Raw genomic sequence first — 20,428 nt, 5'->3', positions numbered from 1 at the left:
CACCTCGGCCAGGATCTACGCGATATGGGTGTGCGGGCTGCTCGCCGCCCTCGCGGTGAGCGTCGGCGTCGGCGTCGCCGCGGGAGCGGCGGACATCTCGCTCGGTGACGTGTACACCGCGCTCGCGGGGCAGATCGGCATCGGACCGGGCGTGGACGCGAACACCGCGTACATCGTCGTCGACCTACGCGCTCCCCGCGTCGTCGAGGCGGCCGTGATCGGCGCGGGGCTGGCCGTGTGCGGCGGCGTCCTGCAGTCGTTGACCGGCAACGTGCTCGCCGACCCGTACATTCTCGGGATGGCCTCCGGCGCGTCGGTCGGTGCGACGATCGTGATCACGACCGGGGTGGCCGCCGCAGGGTTCGCCGGCATGGGTGCGGTGTCGACGGCGGCGTTCGTCGGCGCCGTCGGCGCTCTCGTGCTGGTCTTCGCGATAGCGACCACCCGAACCGGCGCGCTGATGCCGGGCCGGCTGATCCTCGCCGGAGTCGCGGTGGCTCAGCTGGGCTCGGCGATCTCCGCGGTCTTCATCCTGATCGCCGATCACGGCGCCGCCGAACAGGTGATGCGGTGGACCCTCGGTTCGGTCGCGGGTGCTCGATGGCCCCGGATGCCGTTGCTGCTGATCATCGTCGGCGTCGTCGTGGCCGTGGTGATCGGCGCATCCCGCGTCCTCGACGCCTTCGCGTTCGGTGAGCGCAGCGCGATGTCGTTGGGCGTCGATGTGGCGAAGGTCCGTTGGGGGCTGTACATCGTCGTCTCGCTGTGCACCGCGGCGATGGTGGCCGAGGCCGGGATCATCGGTTTCGTGGGGCTGGTGGTGCCGCACGCCGCGCGCATGGTGGTCGGGCCGCTGCACGCCAGGCTGCTGCCGATCACCGCCCTCGGCGGAGCGCTTCTCCTGGTGTGGGCCGACGTCCTGGCCCGCAGCGTGGTTCCGCAACGGGAACTGCCGGTCGGTCTGATCACGGCGATCATCGGTGTCCCGGCCTTCGTATGGCTGCTTCGGCGACGACGAGGCGATCTATGACGTCGCCGCCCACGATCGGGGTCGAGTCGGTCTCGTTCCGCACATCGGGGACGACCCTGCTCGACGACGTCACCTGCACGGCACCCGCCGGTGCCCTGACCGGGATCATCGGACCGAACGGTTCCGGCAAGACCACAATGATATCACTGATCGCGCGGTGGCAGAAGCCGACGATCGGGCGGATCACCCTCGACGGGCGCCCGGTCGACGCCTGGCGTCGTCGTGACTACGCGCGACGAGTGGCGGCCGTGGAACAGCACTCGGACACCGAACTGGACCTCACCGTCGAGCAGGTCGTCGGCCTCGGCGCCATACCGCACGGCTCCGGCTGGGGATCGCCGGTCGATCGTCGGACCGACGTGACCGAGCATCTCGACGCACTCGCCATCACCGGCCTCCGACATCGGACGTGGCGGACGCTCTCGGGCGGTGAACGGCAGCGGACCCACGTCGCGCGGGCGTTCGCGCAACGGTCCGCGGTACTCCTGCTCGACGAGCCCACGAACCATCTCGACCCGGCCGCCGCCGTCGACCTGCTCGCCGCGGTACGGGACTCGCACCACACGGTGGTGGCCGCGCTCCACGACCTGTCGTCGGCGGCGATGTTCTGCGACCACCTGGTGGTCCTCCGAGCCGGACGAATCGTGGCCGAAGGCACGCCCGACGAGGTGCTGACCACGGAGCTGCTGGCCGACGTCTACGGGCTGGACGCCGAGATCGTGCCCCATCCGCGGACCGGGCGACCGATGGTCGTGGTCTGCGGGACCGTTGGAGAGGAGAGACGATGAGTGTGGACTGGATGATCGTCACCGTGCCCACCGACCGCGACATCGATCCGGCGAACGAACTCGCCGCGGCCGTGCGGGCGCTCGGCGAGCGTCGACCGGACATCGAGTTCCGGACCGCTGTCCTGACCGGCGGCGGAACCACCGTGACCGAGGCGCTCGACGCCGCCGCGGACGCCGGTGCGCGGACGGTGCTCGTCCAATCGGCGCAGACCGTCGACGATCGCGCGTCGAACGCCTGGTTCCGCCGCGTGATCGGACACTGGGTCCGGGAGCACACGGACGGGCCGCACGTGCGCCTCGGGCCGTCGTTCGCCCGCACCCGGGCCTATGTGGACCTGCTCGCCGAAGCGATCGACGACGGTGGCGTCCCTGCGCGCGACACCACGGCCCCGCTCACCTCGCCCGCGTGGGAGGATGTGCCCGCGTTCTCCCGGCACGTCCTGATCTGCCGAGGTCCCCGCTGCTCGGCGCGGGGCAGCGGGGAGATGCGACGCGCGTTCGGCGAGGCTCTCGACGCCCGCGGTCTGGGCGACGACGACGTCCTCGTGACGGTGACCGGGTGCCTGTATCCGTGCAACCGGGCGCCGGTGGCCGCGGTGTACCCGGACAACGTCTGGTACGGCCGACTGACCGCCGACCGTGTGGAACGGGTGATCGACCGGCATCTCGTGGGCGGGGAGCCGGTCGCCGAGTGGTCGGCGAGCGACGGCGGGCGCCGAGGATTCGCGTAACACGCTCGGAGCCGGACCTCCCGCGATACCGTGAGCGCCATCACTCGCCGCACACGATCGATGGAGAAGACCCATGGACCACGGCATCGGGAACTGGCCGACGATTCACTCCGTCCGCCACCCGAACCGCATCGCCCTGATCGACGCCGCGGACGGCGCTACGACGACCTTCGCGCAGTTCGACGCGCGCACCAATGCGGTCGCGGACGCCTTGCGCGGGAAGGGGATCGAACGCGGTGATCGCGTCGCGCTGGTCACGTCGAACAGTCCGCAGATGATCGAGGTGATCTTCGCGGTCGCCAAACTCGGCGCCGTCGCCGTGCCGATCAACGTGCGATTGTCCGCTCGCGAGATCGAGTACATCCTCGGCGACTCCGGTGCGCGGCTGGTGTTCGTGTCCCCGCAGACGGCCGACACGGTGGCCGCCGCACTCACCGGCACGGCGGTCGCCGAGACCGTCGAGATCGGATCGGCCCGGGAGCGAGCCGCGGGGGAGGCGTCGGCGTACGAAGACCTCGTCACATCCGGTGCGAGGGACCGCGTCGTCGTCGACATCGCCCCCGACGACCTCGCCATGCTCATGTACACCTCCGGCACCACGGGGTTCCCCAAGGGCGCGATGCTGACCCACGGCAACCACCAGTGGAATGCGATCAACAACGTGACCGCGGTCGAGGGCAGCGGCCCGCTCGACGTGAGTCTGGCCGCGGCGCCGCTGTTCCACATCGGCGCACTCGGCATCTTCACGCTGCCGCTGATGTACGCGGGCGGCACGTCGGTGATCCTCGAATCGTTCACACCCGCGGCGTGGCTCGACGCCGTCGCGCGGTACCGGGTGACCGTGGCCTTCGCGGTGCCCGCCATGTGGGCCGCGGTCGACGCCGCGCTCGACGCGCGGACACCGGCCGATCTGTCGTCGCTGCGTTACATCCTGTCCGGCGGAGCGCCGTGCCCGGTGGTCCTCATCGAGAGCCTCGTCGGCCACGGCATCCGGTTCGCCGAAGGCTTCGGACTCACCGAGACCGCGCCCATCGCCTGTGTCCTCGACATCGAGGACACCGTCACCCGTGCCGGCTCGGTCGGCAAGCCGGTGATCCACAACGATCTGAACGTCGTCGACGAGTCCGGCGACACGGTGGCGCCCGGAGTGGTCGGCGAGATGGTGGTGCGCGGACCGAACGTGTTCGTCGGCTACTGGAACAGACCGGACGCCACCGCCGAGGCGCTTCGTGACGGCTGGTTCCACACCGGCGACCTGGCCACGTACGACGTCGACGGCTACTACCGGATCGTCGACCGCAAGAAGGACATGATCGTCTCCGGCGGGGAGAACGTGTACGCCTCCGAGGTGGAGCAGCTCATGTACCGCCACCCGGCGGTCGCGGAGGTCGCCGTGATCGGCGTGCCCGACGAGAGGTGGGGCGAGGCGGTCACCGCGGTCGTCGTGCGCACGCCGGATGCGCAGGCGACCGAGGCGGACCTCGTCGAATGGACGCGGGAGCGGCTGGCGCACTTCAAGTCGCCGCGCACCGTGGCGTTCGTCGACGTCCTGCCCCGAACCGCCACCGGCAAGATCCTCAAGCGGGAACTGCGTCGGCGGTGGACGGGCGAGGAGTCCGCCGTCCACCGCTGACCGGCGACGTCTAGCCCTGGCGGGCCTTCAGGCGGGGATTCTTCTTGTTGATGATGAACGTGCGCCCGCGGCGGCGGACCACCTGCGAGCCGGGCTGATTCTTCAGGGAGCGGAGCGAGTTGCGTACTTTCATCCCGCCAGATTAGTTGATAATGACAGTCGTTATCAACAATCGCTGAGTGTGATGTCCGTTAGCATGGCCGGGGAGCGGCGCCGCCGCGCCGAGATCCGATCCCGACGAGAGGGCGTCCGCCGTGTCTGAAACCGATGTCCGGCTGGTGGTCTGCGACATGGACGGCACCCTGCTCGACGCCGACGGTCGCGTACCCGACGACTTCTGGCCGCTCCTGGACGAGATGACGGCGCGCGGGATCGCGTTCGTACCCGCCAGCGGGCGTCAGTATCAGAGCCTGACCAGGCTGTTCGAACCGTTCGACGGAACGCTCTCGTATGTCGCGGAGAACGGGGCCGTCGCCGTTCACGACGGCGAACTGCTCCACGCGTCGACGATGGACCCCGTCTTCGTCGCCCGCGCGGTGGCCGCGGTGCGCGATGCGGACACCCGCGGGGTGCGCGTTCGAGCGATCCTGTGCCGAGCCGACGGAGCGTCGGTGGAGTCCGCCGACCCCGAGTTCGGGGCGCACGCCGCAACCTACTGCGCGGTCCTCGATCACGTCGACGACCTGGCCGCCGATGCCTCGGGCGTGGTGAAGATCGCGATCTACGATTTCGGCGATGCGGCGGCCAGCGCCCGGGGCGTGCTCGCGCCGCTCGGGGAACACCATGCTCTCGTCGTCTCCGGTGAGCACTGGATGGACATCACCGACCTCGGCGTGCACAAGGGCGTCGCCGTCGAGAAGCTGCAGGCCGAACTCGGTGTGACGCCCGCGCAGACCGTCGTCTTCGGTGACTACCTCAACGATCTGCAGATGCTCGACGCCGCCGAGCGGTCGTACGCGATGGCGAACGCGCACCCGGATGTGGCGGCCCGCGCCCGGTACCGGGCGCCGTCGAACACCGATCACGGGGTGGTGACGGTGCTGCGTGAACTCCTGCACTGAGTACCCTCGTCAACCATGACCGCAGAAGACGATGTGGCCGCCCGCCTCCTCGATGCCCAGGTGGCGTTCGCGTGCCGTCAACTGACCGATCCCGAGGAGTTCGCGGCGCTCGCGCGCGAGGAGATCACGCACGGACTCGACGACGCCGCGCGGCTCACGCTCGAGCAGGCGGTCTCGCGCGACATGATCAAGGCGGTCGCACACAAGTACGCGATCGCGTTCCCGGTGGAGGGCGCGATCCCCGAACTCGTCGGGAGGGTCGTCGCACGCCTGTACGGGCTGTCGGCGGACGACACCGTCGCACTCGTCGACCTGATCGGACGCCGACAGGCCGACGAGTTCGCGGACGCGGTCGCCGGACTCGGAGTGGTCCAGCGGATCCTCGACCGCGTGCTGGCCAGTCCCGCCGCGGTCGACACCTGCGTGGACGCCGTCCAACGCGCTGTCGACTCGTCCCGGCTGCCCACCCGCCTGGGTCGACTCGTGGACGACGCGGTGGAAGTGCTCGCCCGGCGCGGTGCCGGATTCGTGTTGCGCGCCAACCGATCCGATTCCGACGAGCTCATCGCCGACGCCCTGCGCGAACTGTCGCACGCGGGGGTCGACCGTCGTTCGAACGGCGCCGACGGACTTCTGGAACCCGGAGACCTCGAGGACGTCGTCGTGCTCGTCTTCGAGTTCTGGCGGGAACTGCGCGCCACCGACTATTTCGCCGAAATGCTCGCCGCAGGCGTGGACGAGGTGTTCGACACCTACGGCGACACCGCCCTGGACGTACTGCTGTCCGAACTGGGCGTCGGTTACGCCGACCTCGTCGAAGAGGCGATGCGCTTCGGTCCCGCGGTGATCGCCGAGATCGACCGCCGAGGCTTCCTCGAGGCCGCGCTCCGCCGACGTCTGGCGCCGTTCTACGCCTCCGCCGAGTTCCGCGCGGCGATCGGCTGAGCGGCGTCTACAGCACCTGCGACAGGAAGGTGCGCAGCCGCTCGCTCTCGGCGTCTTCGAACAGTTTCGCGGGGGCGCCCGTCTCGACGACCGCGCCGTCGTCCATGAACAGGACGCTGTCGGAGACGTCGCGGGCGTATCCCATCTCGTGGGTCACCACGACCATCGTCATCCCCTCCTGCGACAGCTCCGACATCAGGGCGAGCACCCCTTTGACGAGTTCCGGGTCCAATGCGCTCGTGGCCTCGTCGAAGAACATGATCTCCGGCTTCATGGCGAGCGCCCGCGCGATGGCCACGCGCTGCTGCTGACCGCCCGACAGCGTGGACGGTCGGACGTCGGCCTTGTGTTTGAGGCCCACCGCGTCGAGTTGGGCCACCGCGAGATCGTAGGACTCGTCCCTGCTCAACCCGCGGAGTTTACGCGGAGCCAGTGCGACGTTCTGCGCGACGGTCTTGTGCGGGAACAGGTTGAACTGCTGAAACACCATGCCGATGCGTCGTCGCAGCTGATCGGGGTTGTCCTTGAGCACCGACACACCGTCGATCAGGATGTCGCCCTGCTGCGGCTCGTACAGCCGGTTGAGCACGCGCAGCAGCGTCGACTTCCCCGAGCCGGACGGACCGATGACGGTGGTCGTGGTGCCGGCGTCGACGTGGATGTCGACACCGCGCAGCACGTGGTTGTCGCCGAAGGACAGGTGCAGGTCGGTGCCGGTGAGTGAGACGGCGTCGTCGCCGGCCACCAGTGGAGTCTGCGGGATGGGGGAGCTCACGAGATCAGGCCTTTCCGGTGCGCAGGCGCTTGTCGATGTAGTTGACCAGGTGGGTCAACGGAACCGTCAGGATCAGATACAGCAGACCGGCGGCCAACAGCGGAGTGAGATTGCCGCTGCCCGCGTTGAAGTCCTTGCCGACCGCGAACAGATCGCGCTGGGCGACGGTGAGCCCGAGGAAGTAGATCAGCGACGAGTCCTTGATCAGAACGATGAACTGGTTCATCAGCGCGGGCAGCACCCGGCGCACGCCCTGCGGGATCACGACCAGCGACATCGACGACCGGTAGGAGAAGCCGAGGGCGCGGGACGCCTCCATCTGTCCGGGTTCGACGCTCTGGATCCCCGACCGGAAGATCTCGCCGATATAGGCCGCGGCGAGCAGACCCAACGCGATGGATCCCAGCCAGAACGGATTTCCGCCGGTCAGATTCTGGACCACCGGCCCGAAACCGAGGCCGACCATCAGGATCACCACGACGGCGGGCAGACCACGGAAGACGTCGGTGTAGACGCGGGCGGGCCAGCGCAGCCAGCGGGTGCGCGAGATGCCCGCGACGGCCAGCAGCATGCCGAGCACGGTGCCGATGATCCCGGAGGTCACCGCGATCTTCAGCGTGTTGGGCAGGCCGGTCTTGACCAGCTCCGGCATCGCCTTCGTGAACGCCTCTCCGTTGAAGAAGGTGTCGCCGAGCTGAGAGAGGGTGCTCTTCGGCTGCGTCACCTGAGCCTGCGGGGCCCGGCCCGCGTTCTCTTCGGCGATCTTCTTGAAGTCGGGGAGATCCGGGACCGGTGCGGCCCGCGAACCGGGCTTCCATCCGGCGGGGAGTTCGCGCGGCGCCCACTCCTGGTAGATCTTCGACCATGTGCCGTCGGCGATCACCGCGTCGAGGGCGCTGTTGAGCGCCTCGGTGAGCTTCGGATCGTTCTTACTCACCGCGTAGCCGACGAAGTTGTTCAGGCTGAACGTGTTCTCCAGGACGGCGATGCCGTCAGCGGCCTGCACCGTCCCCTCGGCCTGCTGACTCGGCGCCACCCATGCGTCGATCTGACCGGACTTGAGATTCGCGTACGCGGTCGCGTAATCGGGGAACTTGACCGGGTCCAGGTGCAGTTCGTTCATCACGAACTCGTCCTGGACGGTGCCCTGCACGACACCGATGCGGGTGCCCGCGTTCAGGTCGTCGAAGGTCTTGACCTTGCCGTCGACCGGACCGGCGAGCGCGAAGTAGCCGAAGTCGTAGCCGTTGGTGAAGTCGACGGTCTGGCGTCGCTCCTCGGTGGTGGTGATCGACGACGATCCGACGTCGAAGCGCTTGCCCGCCACCTGGGCGAGGAGACCGGAGAACTCGGTGCCGACGAACTCCACCTTCAGTCCGAGCTTGGCCGCCATGGCACGGAGGATCTCGTTGTCCATACCGGTGTACTGACGATGCGAGTCGACGCAGATGCTCGGCGGGGCGTCGCCGAGGGTGCCGACGATGATCGTTCCCGGCTTGATGAGCCCGAGATCGGAGGTGTCGATCTGATCGAGCGGTGTCACCGTGTCGGTGGTGAACTTATCGGGCGCCTGGGCGCTCGTGGCCAGATTCGTCGGTGCGGCCGAGGCGCTGCTGAGGCCGGGCGGGGCGCACAGACCCTCGCCGCCGCCATCGTCGGACGAGGACGCGCCGCAGGCGGCGAGAACGCCGACGAGCAGCACCGCGATCAGCAGTGGGAGCCATCGACGTGGCGGTGGCGACGCGGGTAGACGCCGCCGGGCCGTGGAGTGGACAGTCATGGTTGGACAGAATAACGCCCCCGGCTCCGATCTCGCGCAGTTGCGATCACGGTGAGGAAAACCGTCGCCGAGAATGACGAACGCCCCCGGCGACGCTGGGTCGCCGGGGGCGTTATCGGAAGAAGTCAGTTCGCGGCTTCGTAAGCGGTGATCACATCGGCCGGAATGCGGCCGCGGTCGCTGACGGTGAAACCGTTCTCATTCGCCCACTGGCGGATGACGCGGGTGTTCGCGGCCGGGCGGGCGGCGGCGGTTGTGGCATTGCGGCGCTGCGGTGCGCGGCCGACCGAACGCGAGGCGGCGATATAGGAGGCCACGTGGTTGCGGAACTCCTCGGCGTGCTGCGGAGAGGTGTCGAACTCGTAGCTCTTACCGTCCAGACTCCACTTCACGGTCTCATACTCGTCGAGTTCCACGCCGTCGAGGTCGTCGACGATCTTGATTACAGTCTTCTTAGCCACGTGTCGCCCCTTAACGAGAATGTGTGGAGATGATTTCCGGGCCCACTTTACACACTCTCAGCGCGGAATCGCCACACGAGAACTCGATGTTGTCGACGTTGATTCGACATCCACTCCGGTCAGCGATTTCGGTGCTCGATCCGATGCGTCGATCTCGTCGAAACCGTCATCGGTCAATGCGAATCCGGACGACGAACCCGACTCGACGCAATAGAATCCGACGCGCTGCGACAAACAAGCGAAACGGCCGACGGTAATCGCCGAACCGACCGGAACCGAGCGCGAGCGGAACAACACGGAGTGTCTGTTGGAGCATCCGCCCTCGGTGACACCGTCGCCGGAGAGAACGGCTAGTTCGCGGTCCCAGGAACAGTCCGAATCCTCATTCGCGGGCGCCTGGCGCGGTCCTTTCACTTCGGGCGAGGTGCACACGAGTGCCCCGGTCCCGTCATTGCCGGTCGAGCAGCGGATCTCGCGGTCGGCCGAGGAGAAGTGATAGCCGGAGACGTCCTCGCGGGCACCGTGATCGGTCGTCGCACCGATCTGGAACTGCGAGTTGCTGACCCGTGGGGCGCTCTTGATCACCCGCTCGTAGCTCCATTGAGCAGGCACTCCGTCGGACTCCGGTCGGGTGGTCGACGTCGGGGCGAGCGTCGACGGTTTCGTCTCGGTCGACAATGCGTCGGTGGACGGAATCACGATCCTGTTCGGTGACGAGTCCTCGGTGAGTATCGCGCAGCCGCCGAGTGCGAACGGTGCCGCCGCAGTGAGCAGGGCGATGCCGAGTGTCGCCTTGCGTAGTCCGTACCCTGGCACTGTGACGACCCCCAAAATCGTTCTCTTCTACGTGTTCACACCGTTGGCGGATCCCGAGGCGATCCGCTTGTGGCAGCACAGCGTGTGCGAGGCACTCGGATTGCGCGGCAGGATCATCGTGTCACCTCACGGCATCAATGCAACAGTAGGCGGTGACATCCGCGAGGTGAAGCGCTATGTGAAAGCCACTCGCGGGTACCGGGCCTTCGCGCAGGCGGACATCAAATGGTCCGACGGCGTCGGCGACGACTTTCCGCGTCTGACCGTCAAAGTCCGACCGGAGATCGTCACCTTCGGGGCGCCCGACGAGGTCGTGGTCGACGAGGACGGGATCGTCGACGGCGGCACCCGGCTGACCCCGGACGAACTTCACGAGTTGATTCGCCGTCGCGGTGAGGACGTCGTATTCCTCGACGGTCGGAATGCGATCGAGGCGCAGATCGGTCGGTTTCGCGATGCGATCGTTCCCGATATCGAAACCACCCGGGATTTCATTCCGCTGCTCGCCGGCGGAGAACTCGATCACCTCAAAGACAAACCGATTGTCACCTATTGCACCGGTGGTGTTCGTTGCGAAGTCCTGACCGCACTGATGCGACATCGCGGATTCACCGACGTGTATCAACTCGATGGCGGGATAGTCCGATATGGCGAGAAGTATGCGGACCGCGGGCTGTGGGAGGGCTCACTCTATGTGTTCGATAAGCGGATGTCGGTCGATTTCGGCGCGCCCGCTGTGATCGGGACGTGCGTCGAGTGCGGTGTCCCGACGTCGCGAGTGATCAACCATCCGGATCGTCAGGGCCGCGACCTCGCCGTCGTCTGCGAGGACTGCGTCGCCGTCGGCGCGTGAGGGAACAGGGGAATCGACGGTGACTTCGATGACGCGACGGCCCGTACCGGTGGTGATTCTGGCCGGTTTCCTCGGCGCCGGAAAGACGACGCTTCTCAACCACGTGCTCTCCCACGCCGACGGCCGCCGAATCGGTGTGCTGGTGAACGACTTCGGATCGATCAACGTGGATGCCCTCCTGGTGTCGGGTGCGGCGGGAGGCACGCTCACCCTGGAGAACGGATGCATGTGCTGCACGACCGACGCGGACGGCCTCGGCGAGGCCGTCGCATCGCTGTCCGCTCCACGGGCGGGTCTGGACGCGATCCTGATCGAGGCCAGTGGCATCGCCGAGCCGAGTGCCCTGATCCGACTGGTGCTCGCCGCGTGCGGACCGACCGCGTCGTACGGAGGCCTGGTGTACGTGATCGACGCGCCCGCGCTGACGACGACTCTCGACGAGTTCCCCGCGATCGCCGGGCACATCGCGATCGCCGACCTGGTGGTGTGCAACAAGGCCGACCTCGTCGACGACGCGACTCTCGATCGGGTGCGAGCGATCGTCGTCGAGGCGAATCCCACCGCGTCGTCGCTGATCGTCACCGATGCCGCCGTCGATCCGGGCCTGCTCTTCGACGAGGCGGCGCATCGACCGGTCGACGACGGTGGTGCGCGCCAGCTCAGCTTCGACGAACTGCTCGCGGCCGATCACGATCACGATCACGACGATCATCTGCACGCGGCGTTCACGTCCACGGCGTTGCAGACGGCCGACTCGGTGGATCCGCGGCGGCTGGCCAGATTCCTCGAACGTCCGCCGACCGGCGCGTACCGGATCAAGGGCGAGGTGCTGATCGATCTGCCGGGGCATCGCGACCGCGCCCATGTGATCCAGGCGGTCGGCGGGATCGTGCGTGTGTCGACGGCGCCGTGGTCCGGGCGGGTGCCGTCGACCTCACTCGTGGTGATCGGCGCCGGACTCGACGTCGACGAGGCCGATGCGGCGCTCGCGGGAGTCGTCGGAGCGCCCGATCCCGCCGACGCGCACGGGATCCTGCATGTCACTCGATACATCGCCGAGCCGTCGACTCGATCGATCGACGACCCGGGATCAGCCGAACAGTGGGGACTGCAGCCAGGCGGAGTGGACTCCGATCCATCCGCCGACGATGCCGAAGGCGTTGACGAGCCATAGGATCGCGACTACGACGACGGTGCTCGCAACGCCCAGCACGGCCTGCATCAGCGGGCTGCCGTCGACGAATCTCTGGTAGAAGCTGTTGAGGGTGGCCATCACCCAGCGGCGCAGTCGCGCAGCCCATTCCAGTTCCTGCGACAGGATCAGCAGGCCGAGGAACACGATGGCCCATCCGGGTCCCGGCAGTGGGATCGCGATGATCCCGACGGCGGTGACGAGAACGCCCGCGATGATCGTCACATAACGCAGGACGAAGCCGTAGCGGTGGTTGTGTCGTAGGTGGCGGTACCGGGTGCCGAGCCGTGCGAGCATGCGGAGCCTTCGAGCCGAGGGATGGGGACGACCGGAGACTACCGGCCGTGTGGTCACAGCAGGTTAACGATTCCCGGTCGAGCGGGGTTCCCGTTCGACAGCAACCCTCGACTACTGATTCACTGTTAAAGAAGTGATCAGTGTGACTGATGTGTCGTAAGAAGGGGGTCAGTGCCGATGAACGCTGTCCGTGTACGCCGTGGCGCCGTAGCCGCGGCATCGATCGTGGCGACCACTGTGCTCGGCGTGGGCCTGGTGCAGGCGCCGTCGTCCGAGGCCGCGCCGTTGAGTGCCGGGGGACTGTCGGGTAAGACGGTCTTCCTCGACCCCGGGCACCAGGGCTCGGCGGCCGGGCACGACCTCGGCAAGCAGGTGGCCGATGGACGCGGCGGGACGAAGGACTGCCAGACCACCGGTGCGACGTCGGTCGACGGTAAAGCCGAGCACACCATCAACTGGGAGGTGTCTCAGCTGGTCAAGGCCGCGCTCGAGAGCAAGGGCGCGCGTGTGGTGATGAGCCGCAAGGACGACACCGGGTGGGGTGGATGCGTCGACGAACGAGCCGAGGCCGCCAGCCGATCGGGCGCCGACGTCGCGGTGAGCCTGCACGCCGACTCCACGAGTGCCGGCGCGGACGCGGGTAAGAGCGGGTTCCACATGATCGTGCCGACGCTTCCGCTGCCGGATCGGGCGGCCGATGCGGCGCAGTCCGACGGCGGACGCAAGGCGTCGAACGCCATGCGCGACGCCTTCACCAAGGCCGGGTTCAGCCCGGCGAACTACGCGGGCGTCGTCAACGGCATCCAGACCCGTTCGGACATCTCGGCGGTCAACTTGACGCGTGTGCCCGCCGTCTTCATCGAGATGGGCAACCTCTCGAACCCGGCCGAGTCGAAGTCCCTCGGGTCGCCGCAGGGCGCGACCAAGTACGCGATGGCGATCACGGACGGCATAACCAGCTACGTCGAGGGCAAGTCGGGTCCGGCGAACCCGACCGCGCCGGTGCCGAAGCCGGGCGACGACTCCGCTGACGGCGTGAACCCCCAGGATCAGCCCGCTCCGGAGTCGAACTCCGATCCCGACGGCATCGACTTCGCCGGTCTGGCATCGGTCGGTCCGTTGATCGACAAGCTGGTCGCCGCCAAGAGCCTGCAGGACGCGCAGAAGATCCTGATGACCGAGGGACAGGACGTGTCGGCGGACGTACTCAAGGCCATCCTGTCCGTGGTCTACGCGGTGTTCGGCGGCAAGCTCCCCGTATAGGTCGTATCCGCGTGCTCGGCGACCTGTCTCACCGAACACGGGGGTCCGAGACCCCCGTGATGCGGCATAGTCTGATGTCATGGGTGTCTCTCCGTTGAAGTTCGCCAAGGCCGTCCGCGATCTGTTCTGGGTTCCGCCGCCGGTGCCGTCGCTGCGCGGGAAGACGGTGTTGATCACCGGAGCCGCGAGCGGCATCGGCCGTGCCACCGCGTCGGCCGCGGCCCGCAAGGGCGCCCGGCTGGTGCTGACCGACCTGCATGTCGAGCCGCTCGACGACGCGGTCGCCGAGATCGCCGCGAGCGGCGGCTCGGTGGTCTACCACGCGGCGGGCGACGTCTCCGACTACGACTGGGTGGCCTCCTTCGCGCGGGCGGTCGACGCCGAGGTCGGCGTGCTGGACGTGGTCATGAACGTCGCGGGGATCTCCGCGTGGGGCACCGTGGAGAACCTCGAACACCGCCACTGGCGATCGATGGTCGACGTCAATCTCATGGGGCCGATCCATGTGATCGAGTGCTTCGTGCCGCAGATGGTGCGGGCCGGTCGCGGCGGTCAGGTGGTCAACGTGTCGTCGGCGGCCGGACTCCTGGCCTTCCCGTGGCATGCGGCATACAGCGCGAGCAAGTTCGGCATCCGCGGTGTCTCCGAAGTGCTCCGGTTCGACCTCCGTCGACACGGGATAGGCGTGTCTCTGGTCTGCCCGGGCGGCGTCGACACTCCGCTCGTGGGCACCGTCGACATCGTCGGGCTGAACCGAGAGGATCCGCGCGTGGTGGAACAGATCGACGGCTTCCACAAGATCGCGGTGACGCCGGAGAAGGCCGCCGACGCGATCCTCGACGGCATCGCGAAGAACAAGTTCATCGTCTACACGTCCTTCGACGTGCGGTTCGGCTACTGGTGGGCTCGCAAGTTCGCGTTCCCGTACGAGGTGGTCATGAGGATCGCCAACAACCGGTTCGATCACCTGGCGCGAATCAGCGGGCTCGGTTCGCCGGCGGGCGCCGACCGGGTCGACTGACGTGGAACGGACGCTCATCGTCTCGGCGACGCGAGCCGAGGCCGCACACGTACGGCCGGACGCCGACCTGGTCGTCACCGGCATCGGCAAGGTCAAGGCCGCGATGGCGGTGACCCGCGCGCTCGAACGCGGCGGCTACACGCGCGTGGTGAATATCGGAACCGCGGGCGCCCTCCACGACCGTCACGCCGGGCTGTTCGTGCCGTCCGTCGTGATCGAGCACGACATCTCGGCGGCCGCGTTGGCCGCGATCGGTTACGAGGCGATCGATCGGTGGGATCTGCCCGGCGGCGACGGGACGGTGCTGGCCACCGGCGACACCTTCGTCACCGATCCGGTCCACCGGGCCGCCCTGGCGCGGCGGGCCGATCTCGTCGACATGGAGGCCGCGGCGATCGCGCAGGTCTGCGCGGCGTACTCGCTGCCCCTGACCCTGGTGAAGGTCGTCAGCGATCAGGCCGACGACTCGGCCATGGACTGGCCGCGGGTGGTCGACGCCGCGGCCCGCGAACTCGCCGAGTGGTTGGCGGCCGAGGAGGATCGGATACTGCCCGCAACCTGAGCCGAGCCGCCCGTATATCTATTGTCATTAGTTATAGTGCCAGTGTCTGGAACAATGTCGACACTGGGAGCCTCGATGACCATGGACCCGCGTACGCCGATTCTCGTCGGTGGAGGGCAGATCAACAATCGCGACGGAGGGGTCGAGCCCGTCGATCTCATCGCGGAGGCGGCTCGGGCGGCCGCGGCGGAGGCGGGCACGGACGCGATCCTGCGGCGGATCGACTCGATCCGGCTGGTACGGATGCTGTCGTGGCGCTACCGTGACGCGGGACTGCTCGTCGGCGAGCGACTCGGCGCCCCGGTGGTGCACACCGCGTACACGGGCGACGGCGGCAACTGCCCGCAGACCCTCGTGTCGACGGCGGCGGCGGACGTCCTGGCGGGCAGGGCGGAGGCGGTGCTGGTCGGCGGTGCGGAGGCCTGGCGGACCCGCATGAAGCTGCGCGCCGCGGGCGAACGGCCGGACTGGACGGTGCAGGGCGACGACGTGCCGCTCGCCGAGAAGGCCGTGCCCGACGTGCCGATGGTCTTCGACGCGCACAAGCGCATCGGGCTCGATCGCCCGGCGTACGTCTACCCGCTGTTCGAGCAGGCGTATCGGTCCTCCATCGGTCGCGGCGTCGCCGAACACCTCGATGAGGTCGGTCGGCTGTGGTCGAGTTTCGCCGACGTCGCGGTCGACAACCCGTACGCGTGGACCCGGAGCGCGCACACCGCCGAGCAGATCTCGACGCCGAGCCCGGACAACCGGTGGATCAGCTGGCCGTACACCAAGCTGATGAACTCGAACAACATGGTCGAGCAGGCCGCCGCGGTCATCGTCTGTTCGGTGGGTCTGGCGACGCGGCTGGGCATTCCGCGCGACAACTGGGTGTTCATCCACGCGGGCGCCGACGCTCACGACACCTACGACATCACCGCGCGCGAGCGACTGGACGGCAGTGCGGCGATCCGTATCGCGGGTGCTCGCACCCTGGAGGCCGCGGGTGTCGGGATCGGCGACGTCGAGCACGTCGACGTCTACTCGTGCTTTCCGTCCGCGGTGCAGATCGCGGCGCGTGAACTGGGCCTGCCGATCGACGATCCGACCCGTCCGTTGACGGTGACCGGTGGGCTCACCTTCGCCGGCGGGCCGTGGAACGACTACAGCACGCACGCCATCGCGACCATGGCGACGCGGCTCCGGCGGTCTCCGGGGGAGCGGGGGCTGGTCACCGCGAACGGCGGCTACCTCACCAAGCATGCGATGGGGCTCTACAGCACCGAGCCGCCGACCCGCTCGTTCGTGCATCTCGACGTCCAGCCGGAGGTCGATGCGTGCCCGACCGTCGTCGCGGACACCGAGTTCGTGGGCGCCGCCCGGATCGAGTCGTACACGGTGCCGCACAGTCGGGCGGGCGAGCCCGAACGCGCCTTCGTCGCCGTGCGCACCGCGGCCGGTGGGCGTGCGTTGGTCGGTACCGATCGGCCGGACCTGCTCGCGACGCTCATCGCGGAAGACCTGGTCGGAGCGGGTGTGCAGATCGGCGAAGGGGGTGTGCTGGTGGCCCTCTCGGATCATCCGGACGACTGAACATTGATACATCCGACGATTTTTGTCATTTGTTGACCTAATGACGATAGATAACCTAAACTCTCCTGTGACACGGTTCACAGGAGAGTTCGGGCCGTGCGCAGTCAACGAATTCGAGGAGATCCTGACGATGACAACTACGGCTCCCAGCCCCGCGCCCATCACCTTCGACGATCGTCCCCAGGTGTTCATCGGCGGCAAGTGGGTCGATTCGACCGGCGACGAATGGATCGACGTCGTCGACTCGTGGTCGGAGGGTGTGGTCGCGCGGGTGCGTGCGGCGACCGCCGACGACATCGCGTGCGCGGTCGACGAGGCCCGCGCGTCGTTCGACGCCGGTGTCTGGGTGAACACGCCGATCGCCGAGCGCGCCGACGTGATCGACGAGATCGGCGATCGTCTGGGGAAGCGGCTGGCCGAGCTGACGCCGATCGGCATCGCCGAGGTCGGTGTCACGGCCCCGGTCAGCGGGATGACCCAGCAGATGTTCCCGGGTCTGTTCCACGCGGTCGCGAACGAGGCGCGCAATGCGACGATGGTCGACGAGCGCACCCGCGCCGACGGCGGCCGCTCGCTGGTCGTCAAGGAGCCGAACGGCGTGGTCGGCGTCATCATCCCGTGGAACGGACCGGTCGGAACGATCGCGTTCAAGGTGGCCCCGGCGCTCGCCGCCGGCTGTTCGGTGATCCTGAAGACATCGCCGGAGGCGCCGCTGTCGCCGTCGGTGTTCGCGGACGTCGTCGGGGAACTCGTCGCCGAGGGGCGCATCCCGGAGGGCGTCGTGAGCGTGCTCGCGGCCGACCGCGAGGTGTCCGAGACCCTGGTGACCAACCCGGAGGTCGATCACATCACCTTCACGGGTTCGACGGCGGCCGGTCGTCGCATCATGGCGTTGGCCGCGGACCGCGTCGCGAAGGTGTCGCTGGAACTGGGCGGCAAATCGGCGGCCATCGTCCTGGACGACGCCGATCTGAACTCGGTGATGCAGTTCCTCCCGATGGGCGGCTGCATGCAGTCCGGTCAGGCGTGCATCGCGTTGACTCGCGTGCTGGTCTCGGAGAAGCGGCACGACGAGGTCGTCGCCGCGTACCAGGCGGCGTTGGGGATGCTGCCGCTCGGCAACCCGTGGGAGGAGACGAACTTCCTCGGTCCGCTCGCGTCGGCGCGTCAGCGCGACCGGGTGGAGAACTACATCGAGATCGCGAAGTCCGAGGGGGCGACCATCGTCCACGGCGGCGGCCGCGGCGGCTTCGACCACGGGTTCTTCGTCGAGCCGACGATCGTGGACAACGTCCGGGCCGATATGCGCATCGCCCAGGAGGAGGTGTTCGGACCGGTCATCTCGATCATCACCTACACCGATGAGGACGACGCGGTGGCGATCGCCAACGACTCGCAGTACGGACTGTCAGGAGCGGTCTTCTCCGCCGACGCCGAGCACGCGTACGAGGTCGCCAAGCGCATCCGGACCGGCACCGTGAACATCAACTGCTCGGTCACCGACTTCACCATCCCGTTCGGCGGCTACAAGCAGTCCGGTCTCGGTCGCGAAGGCGGCGCGGAGGGTCTCGAGGAGTTCTTCGAGACCAAGACCATCCACCTGGGCTGACCGTCGCCCACGGTGTGATCCGCGGTCACATGTGGTCGCGGATCACACCGTGCAGGAAACTGCGGACGGTCTCCTCGAAGAGCTTCTTCTGTGTCAGCTCATTGCTGGCGAGTGCTTCGGCGAGGATCGGCTGCGACGCCGCGTCGACGTTCGGGAAGATCGTCGACTTGGTGCTCGGCGCGCGCATCGCCTCCATGAGCACCGCGCCGATGGCCAGCGTCTCCATCCCGTCCAGGATGCGGACGTGAAGCTCGATCGGCACTCCGGACTCGAGCATGAATCGTGCGGTGTCCTCGTACGTCGGGACGAACAGATCACGCGGCATGTGCTGCAGGAGCACCGGTGCGGCATTGCGGTGGCGCAGGATCGACTGCCGGAAGTTGAGGCAGAGCGCCACGAAGAACTCCGGCCAGTCCGGCCCCGGACGGCGCCGCGGCGTCGCGACCGTCGTGCCCGCGATGTACCGCGCGATCTCCGTGAAGATCTCGTTCTTGTCGGCGAAATGGTGGTACAGCGACGGCGCGCGGACCCCCAGGTGCTTCGCGAGCTTCGGCAGGCTGAACGCCTCGAGTCCCTCGGTGTCGATGATCTCGATCGACGCGAGCACCGCGGCCTCGCGGCTGATGAGGGGTTTGGAGGGGCGCGCCATATCGGTCCTTCCGCCTGCCGCCGCGGCTGTCGATGATGGCCAGCCGTCGTGAACGTTTACCTGCCAAGCATAGGTTTCGGCTGTTCGGCGAGGTCCGGTCGGGTGTGCCGACCGATCTCCCGAGCTGCTGACAAATATCACTTGACGTCTTATGTAACAGTGTATTACGGTTGGCCCGGAGAGTGGCAGCCATCACAATCACGGACTCGTGAGACCACCTCGCTCATGCATCGCACGCCGGATTCCGGCTCTGGACTCGGCGTCGGTATCTCGAACTCCAAGGGAGAAGACGAATGAAACTCGAAGGCAAAGTCGCGCTGATCACCGGCGCAGGATCGGGTCTTGGACGGGAGTCCTCGAAGCTGTTCTCGGCCGAAGGTGCGAAGGTCGCGGTCGTCGACATCGACCCCGAACGTGCCGCCGGGACGGTGGAGCAGGTCGAGAAGGCCGGTGGCGAGGCGATCGCGATCACGGCGGACGTCGCCCAGCGCGACCAGATCACCGCCGCCGTCGACGAGACGGTGAAGAAGTTCGGCAAGCTCGACATCGCCTGGGCGAACGCCGGCGTCGTCTCGCGCGGCGGCGTCCCGACGGTGGCCGGCGGCGAGCAGGTGCTGTTCGAGGACTTGACCGTCGAGGACTGGCACCAGGTGTTGGGCGTGAACCTGTCGGGTGTGATCTACACGGCCCAGGCCGCGGTGCCGGTGATGAAGGCGGCGGGCGGCGGCGTCATCCTCGCGACGTCGTCGGCGGCGTCGATGGTGGCGTACCACGACATCTCCTTCTACAGCGCGACGAAGGCCGGTGTGAACGGACTCGTCCGGGGTCTGAGCCTGGATCTCGGTCCGTACGGCATCCGCGTGAACGCGATCGCGCCGACCCACGGAATGTCGCCGAACTTCCTGATGCCCGCGGGCTCGCCGGTCGTCGGCCAGTCGTACGAGGAGGTGGCCGGACCGTGGGAGCCGTTCGTCTCGCCGATCCCGTTGAAGCGGAACCGTCCGCCGTCGCTCCTCGATCACGCGAAGATGGCGCTGTTCATGGTCTCCGACGACGCCGAGTACGTCTCGGGCGCCGTCTGGAGCTCGGGCGACGGCGGCACCCTGTCGCGCGTGGGCATGTGGTTCGCCGAGGACCTGAACCAGCCCAACCCGAACGAGCAGTGATGTCGGACGGACACCGACTCGTCGTCGATCGTGTCGCGTGCGCCGGGCACGGAATGTGCTACGGCACGGCGCCGGACCTCATCGATTGCGACGAACAGGGAGATCCGATCCTCCCGGATCGAATGCTGACCGGTGCCGAGGCCGATGCGGCCGAGGCGGCGGTCCTCGCCTGCCCGGAGCGTGCGTTGACGCTCGTCCCGGCCTCCTGAACCAAGCTTCCC

22 protein-coding genes are annotated in these 20,428 nt (G+C 67.8%); 15 read left to right on the top strand and 7 right to left on the bottom strand.

Features of this window, described 5'->3' with window-relative positions; all coding sequences use genetic code 11:
* Positions 1-28: 28 nt before the first annotated feature.
* The 4 genes from BKA16_RS20035 (at position 29) to BKA16_RS20020 (ending at position 4,182) form a co-directional block, all read left to right on the top strand.
* Positions 29-1,030 (top strand): FecCD family ABC transporter permease, encoded by a 1,002-nt coding sequence (locus BKA16_RS20035; RefSeq protein ID WP_343067539.1) that lies wholly within the window; start codon positions 29-31, stop codon positions 1,028-1,030.
* Entirely contained in the window at positions 1,027-1,818 is a 792-nt protein-coding gene (locus tag BKA16_RS20030) for an ABC transporter ATP-binding protein (protein WP_183372335.1), read from the top strand. The genes BKA16_RS20035 and BKA16_RS20030 overlap by 4 nt, the downstream gene beginning before the upstream one ends.
* On the top strand, positions 1,815-2,549 hold the full coding sequence (locus tag BKA16_RS20025) for a (2Fe-2S) ferredoxin domain-containing protein (protein ID WP_183372334.1): 735 nt from the start codon (positions 1,815-1,817) through the stop codon (positions 2,547-2,549). Before BKA16_RS20030 ends, BKA16_RS20025 begins: the two co-directional genes overlap by 4 nt.
* Positions 2,550-2,622: 73 nt before the next feature.
* A complete protein-coding gene (locus tag BKA16_RS20020; protein WP_183372333.1) occupies positions 2,623-4,182 on the top strand; it encodes an acyl-CoA synthetase in 1,560 nt (519 codons plus the stop codon).
* A 10-nt stretch (positions 4,183-4,192) separates the two neighbouring features.
* Here BKA16_RS20020 and ykgO read toward each other — a convergent pair whose 3' ends face one another.
* Complete coding sequence (ykgO, locus tag BKA16_RS20015) at positions 4,193-4,315, bottom strand: type B 50S ribosomal protein L36 (protein WP_183372332.1); 123 nt, start codon at positions 4,313-4,315, stop codon at positions 4,193-4,195.
* 121 nt (positions 4,316-4,436) lie between these two features.
* Between ykgO and BKA16_RS20010 the strand changes: the two genes are divergently transcribed.
* Positions 4,437-5,243, top strand: a complete 807-nt coding sequence (locus BKA16_RS20010; protein WP_343067538.1) for a Cof-type HAD-IIB family hydrolase — start codon at positions 4,437-4,439, stop codon at positions 5,241-5,243.
* Between the two features lie 15 nt (positions 5,244-5,258).
* Positions 5,259-6,188, top strand: a complete 930-nt coding sequence (locus tag BKA16_RS20005; RefSeq protein ID WP_183372330.1) for a hypothetical protein — start codon at positions 5,259-5,261, stop codon at positions 6,186-6,188.
* 7 nt (positions 6,189-6,195) lie between these two features.
* On the opposite strand, the gene BKA16_RS20000 is transcribed toward BKA16_RS20005, so the two are convergent.
* The 4 genes from BKA16_RS20000 to BKA16_RS19985 all read right to left on the bottom strand — a co-directional run bounded on the left by BKA16_RS20000 (position 6,196) and on the right by BKA16_RS19985 (position 10,020).
* Entirely contained in the window at positions 6,196-6,963 is a 768-nt protein-coding gene (locus BKA16_RS20000) for an amino acid ABC transporter ATP-binding protein (protein ID WP_343067537.1), read from the bottom strand.
* Positions 6,964-6,967: 4 nt separating this feature from the next.
* Complete coding sequence (locus tag BKA16_RS19995; protein ID WP_183372328.1) at positions 6,968-8,743, bottom strand: ABC transporter substrate-binding protein/permease; 1,776 nt, start codon at positions 8,741-8,743, stop codon at positions 6,968-6,970.
* Between the two features lie 125 nt (positions 8,744-8,868).
* On the bottom strand, positions 8,869-9,204 hold the full coding sequence (locus BKA16_RS19990) for an Lsr2 dimerization domain-containing protein (RefSeq protein WP_183372326.1): 336 nt from the start codon (positions 9,202-9,204) through the stop codon (positions 8,869-8,871).
* 57 nt (positions 9,205-9,261) lie between these two features.
* Entirely contained in the window at positions 9,262-10,020 is a 759-nt protein-coding gene (locus BKA16_RS19985; RefSeq protein WP_183372325.1) for a hypothetical protein, read from the bottom strand.
* 1 nt (position 10,021) lies between these two features.
* Between BKA16_RS19985 and trhO the strand changes: the two genes are divergently transcribed.
* Complete coding sequence (trhO, locus tag BKA16_RS19980) at positions 10,022-10,873, top strand: oxygen-dependent tRNA uridine(34) hydroxylase TrhO (protein ID WP_183372323.1); 852 nt, start codon at positions 10,022-10,024, stop codon at positions 10,871-10,873.
* A 28-nt stretch (positions 10,874-10,901) separates the two neighbouring features.
* On the top strand, positions 10,902-12,047 hold the full coding sequence (locus BKA16_RS19975) for a CobW family GTP-binding protein (RefSeq protein WP_183372322.1): 1,146 nt from the start codon (positions 10,902-10,904) through the stop codon (positions 12,045-12,047).
* On the opposite strand, the gene BKA16_RS19970 is transcribed toward BKA16_RS19975, so the two are convergent.
* A complete protein-coding gene (locus tag BKA16_RS19970; protein WP_183372320.1) occupies positions 11,964-12,362 on the bottom strand; it encodes a TIGR02611 family protein in 399 nt (132 codons plus the stop codon). The two genes, BKA16_RS19975 and BKA16_RS19970, sit on opposite strands and share 84 nt — an antisense overlap.
* A 177-nt stretch (positions 12,363-12,539) precedes the next feature.
* Between BKA16_RS19970 and BKA16_RS19965 the strand changes: the two genes are divergently transcribed.
* The 5 genes from BKA16_RS19965 to BKA16_RS19945 all read left to right on the top strand — a co-directional run bounded on the left by BKA16_RS19965 (position 12,540) and on the right by BKA16_RS19945 (position 18,392).
* Positions 12,540-13,625, top strand: coding sequence for an N-acetylmuramoyl-L-alanine amidase (locus BKA16_RS19965; protein ID WP_183372319.1), 1,086 nt, complete (start codon positions 12,540-12,542; stop codon positions 13,623-13,625).
* Between the two features lie 79 nt (positions 13,626-13,704).
* Positions 13,705-14,646 (top strand): SDR family oxidoreductase, encoded by a 942-nt coding sequence (locus tag BKA16_RS19960; RefSeq protein WP_183372318.1) that lies wholly within the window; start codon positions 13,705-13,707, stop codon positions 14,644-14,646.
* 1 nt (position 14,647) lies between these two features.
* Positions 14,648-15,208 carry a nucleosidase gene (locus tag BKA16_RS19955; protein WP_183372316.1) on the top strand — a complete coding sequence of 187 codons (561 nt, stop codon included), beginning with the start codon at positions 14,648-14,650 and terminating at the stop codon, positions 15,206-15,208.
* A gap of 75 nt (positions 15,209-15,283) precedes the next feature.
* A complete protein-coding gene (locus BKA16_RS19950; RefSeq protein WP_183372315.1) occupies positions 15,284-16,783 on the top strand; it encodes an acetyl-CoA acetyltransferase in 1,500 nt (499 codons plus the stop codon).
* A gap of 130 nt (positions 16,784-16,913) precedes the next feature.
* Positions 16,914-18,392 carry an aldehyde dehydrogenase gene (locus BKA16_RS19945; protein WP_183372313.1) on the top strand — a complete coding sequence of 493 codons (1,479 nt, stop codon included), beginning with the start codon at positions 16,914-16,916 and terminating at the stop codon, positions 18,390-18,392.
* Between the two features lie 25 nt (positions 18,393-18,417).
* Here BKA16_RS19945 and BKA16_RS19940 read toward each other — a convergent pair whose 3' ends face one another.
* On the bottom strand, positions 18,418-19,041 hold the full coding sequence (locus BKA16_RS19940; protein WP_183372312.1) for a TetR family transcriptional regulator: 624 nt from the start codon (positions 19,039-19,041) through the stop codon (positions 18,418-18,420).
* Positions 19,042-19,334: 293 nt separating this feature from the next.
* Here BKA16_RS19940 and BKA16_RS19935 point away from each other — a divergent pair, with 293 nt between their 5' ends.
* Both BKA16_RS19935 and BKA16_RS19930 read left to right on the top strand, forming a co-directional pair.
* Positions 19,335-20,207, top strand: coding sequence for an SDR family NAD(P)-dependent oxidoreductase (locus tag BKA16_RS19935; protein ID WP_183372310.1), 873 nt, complete (start codon positions 19,335-19,337; stop codon positions 20,205-20,207).
* A complete protein-coding gene (locus BKA16_RS19930) occupies positions 20,207-20,416 on the top strand; it encodes a ferredoxin (protein ID WP_183372308.1) in 210 nt (69 codons plus the stop codon). The genes BKA16_RS19935 and BKA16_RS19930 overlap by 1 nt, the downstream gene beginning before the upstream one ends.
* Positions 20,417-20,428 lie beyond the last annotated feature (12 nt).

The organism is Gordonia humi (assembly GCF_014197435.1).
Taxonomy (GTDB): Bacteria; Actinomycetota; Actinomycetes; order Mycobacteriales; family Mycobacteriaceae; genus Gordonia; species Gordonia humi.
This window is presented reverse-complemented; position numbering and strand designations above follow the sequence as displayed.

What these genes read in the sequence shown, in the direction of transcription:
- BKA16_RS19950 (WP_183372315.1), top strand. Translation starts at nt 15,284, where the DNA reads ATGACCATGGACCCGCGTACGCCGATTCTCGTCGGTGGAGGGCAGATC.
- BKA16_RS19995 (WP_183372328.1), bottom strand. Translation starts at nt 8,743, where the DNA reads ATGACTGTCCACTCCACGGCCCGGCGGCGTCTACCCGCGTCGCCACCG.
- BKA16_RS19930 (WP_183372308.1), top strand. Translation starts at nt 20,207, where the DNA reads ATGTCGGACGGACACCGACTCGTCGTCGATCGTGTCGCGTGCGCCGGG.
- BKA16_RS20030 (WP_183372335.1), top strand. Translation starts at nt 1,027, where the DNA reads ATGACGTCGCCGCCCACGATCGGGGTCGAGTCGGTCTCGTTCCGCACA.
- BKA16_RS19960 (WP_183372318.1), top strand. Translation starts at nt 13,705, where the DNA reads ATGGGTGTCTCTCCGTTGAAGTTCGCCAAGGCCGTCCGCGATCTGTTC.
- BKA16_RS19970 (WP_183372320.1), bottom strand. Translation starts at nt 12,362, where the DNA reads ATGCTCGCACGGCTCGGCACCCGGTACCGCCACCTACGACACAACCAC.
- BKA16_RS19935 (WP_183372310.1), top strand. Translation starts at nt 19,335, where the DNA reads ATGAAACTCGAAGGCAAAGTCGCGCTGATCACCGGCGCAGGATCGGGT.
- BKA16_RS20025 (WP_183372334.1), top strand. Translation starts at nt 1,815, where the DNA reads ATGAGTGTGGACTGGATGATCGTCACCGTGCCCACCGACCGCGACATC.
- BKA16_RS20020 (WP_183372333.1), top strand. Translation starts at nt 2,623, where the DNA reads ATGGACCACGGCATCGGGAACTGGCCGACGATTCACTCCGTCCGCCAC.
- BKA16_RS20005 (WP_183372330.1), top strand. Translation starts at nt 5,259, where the DNA reads ATGACCGCAGAAGACGATGTGGCCGCCCGCCTCCTCGATGCCCAGGTG.
- ykgO (WP_183372332.1), bottom strand. Translation starts at nt 4,315, where the DNA reads ATGAAAGTACGCAACTCGCTCCGCTCCCTGAAGAATCAGCCCGGCTCG.
- BKA16_RS19940 (WP_183372312.1), bottom strand. Translation starts at nt 19,041, where the DNA reads ATGGCGCGCCCCTCCAAACCCCTCATCAGCCGCGAGGCCGCGGTGCTC.
- BKA16_RS19965 (WP_183372319.1), top strand. Translation starts at nt 12,540, where the DNA reads ATGAACGCTGTCCGTGTACGCCGTGGCGCCGTAGCCGCGGCATCGATC.
- BKA16_RS19945 (WP_183372313.1), top strand. Translation starts at nt 16,914, where the DNA reads ATGACAACTACGGCTCCCAGCCCCGCGCCCATCACCTTCGACGATCGT.
- BKA16_RS19975 (WP_183372322.1), top strand. Translation starts at nt 10,902, where the DNA reads ATGACGCGACGGCCCGTACCGGTGGTGATTCTGGCCGGTTTCCTCGGC.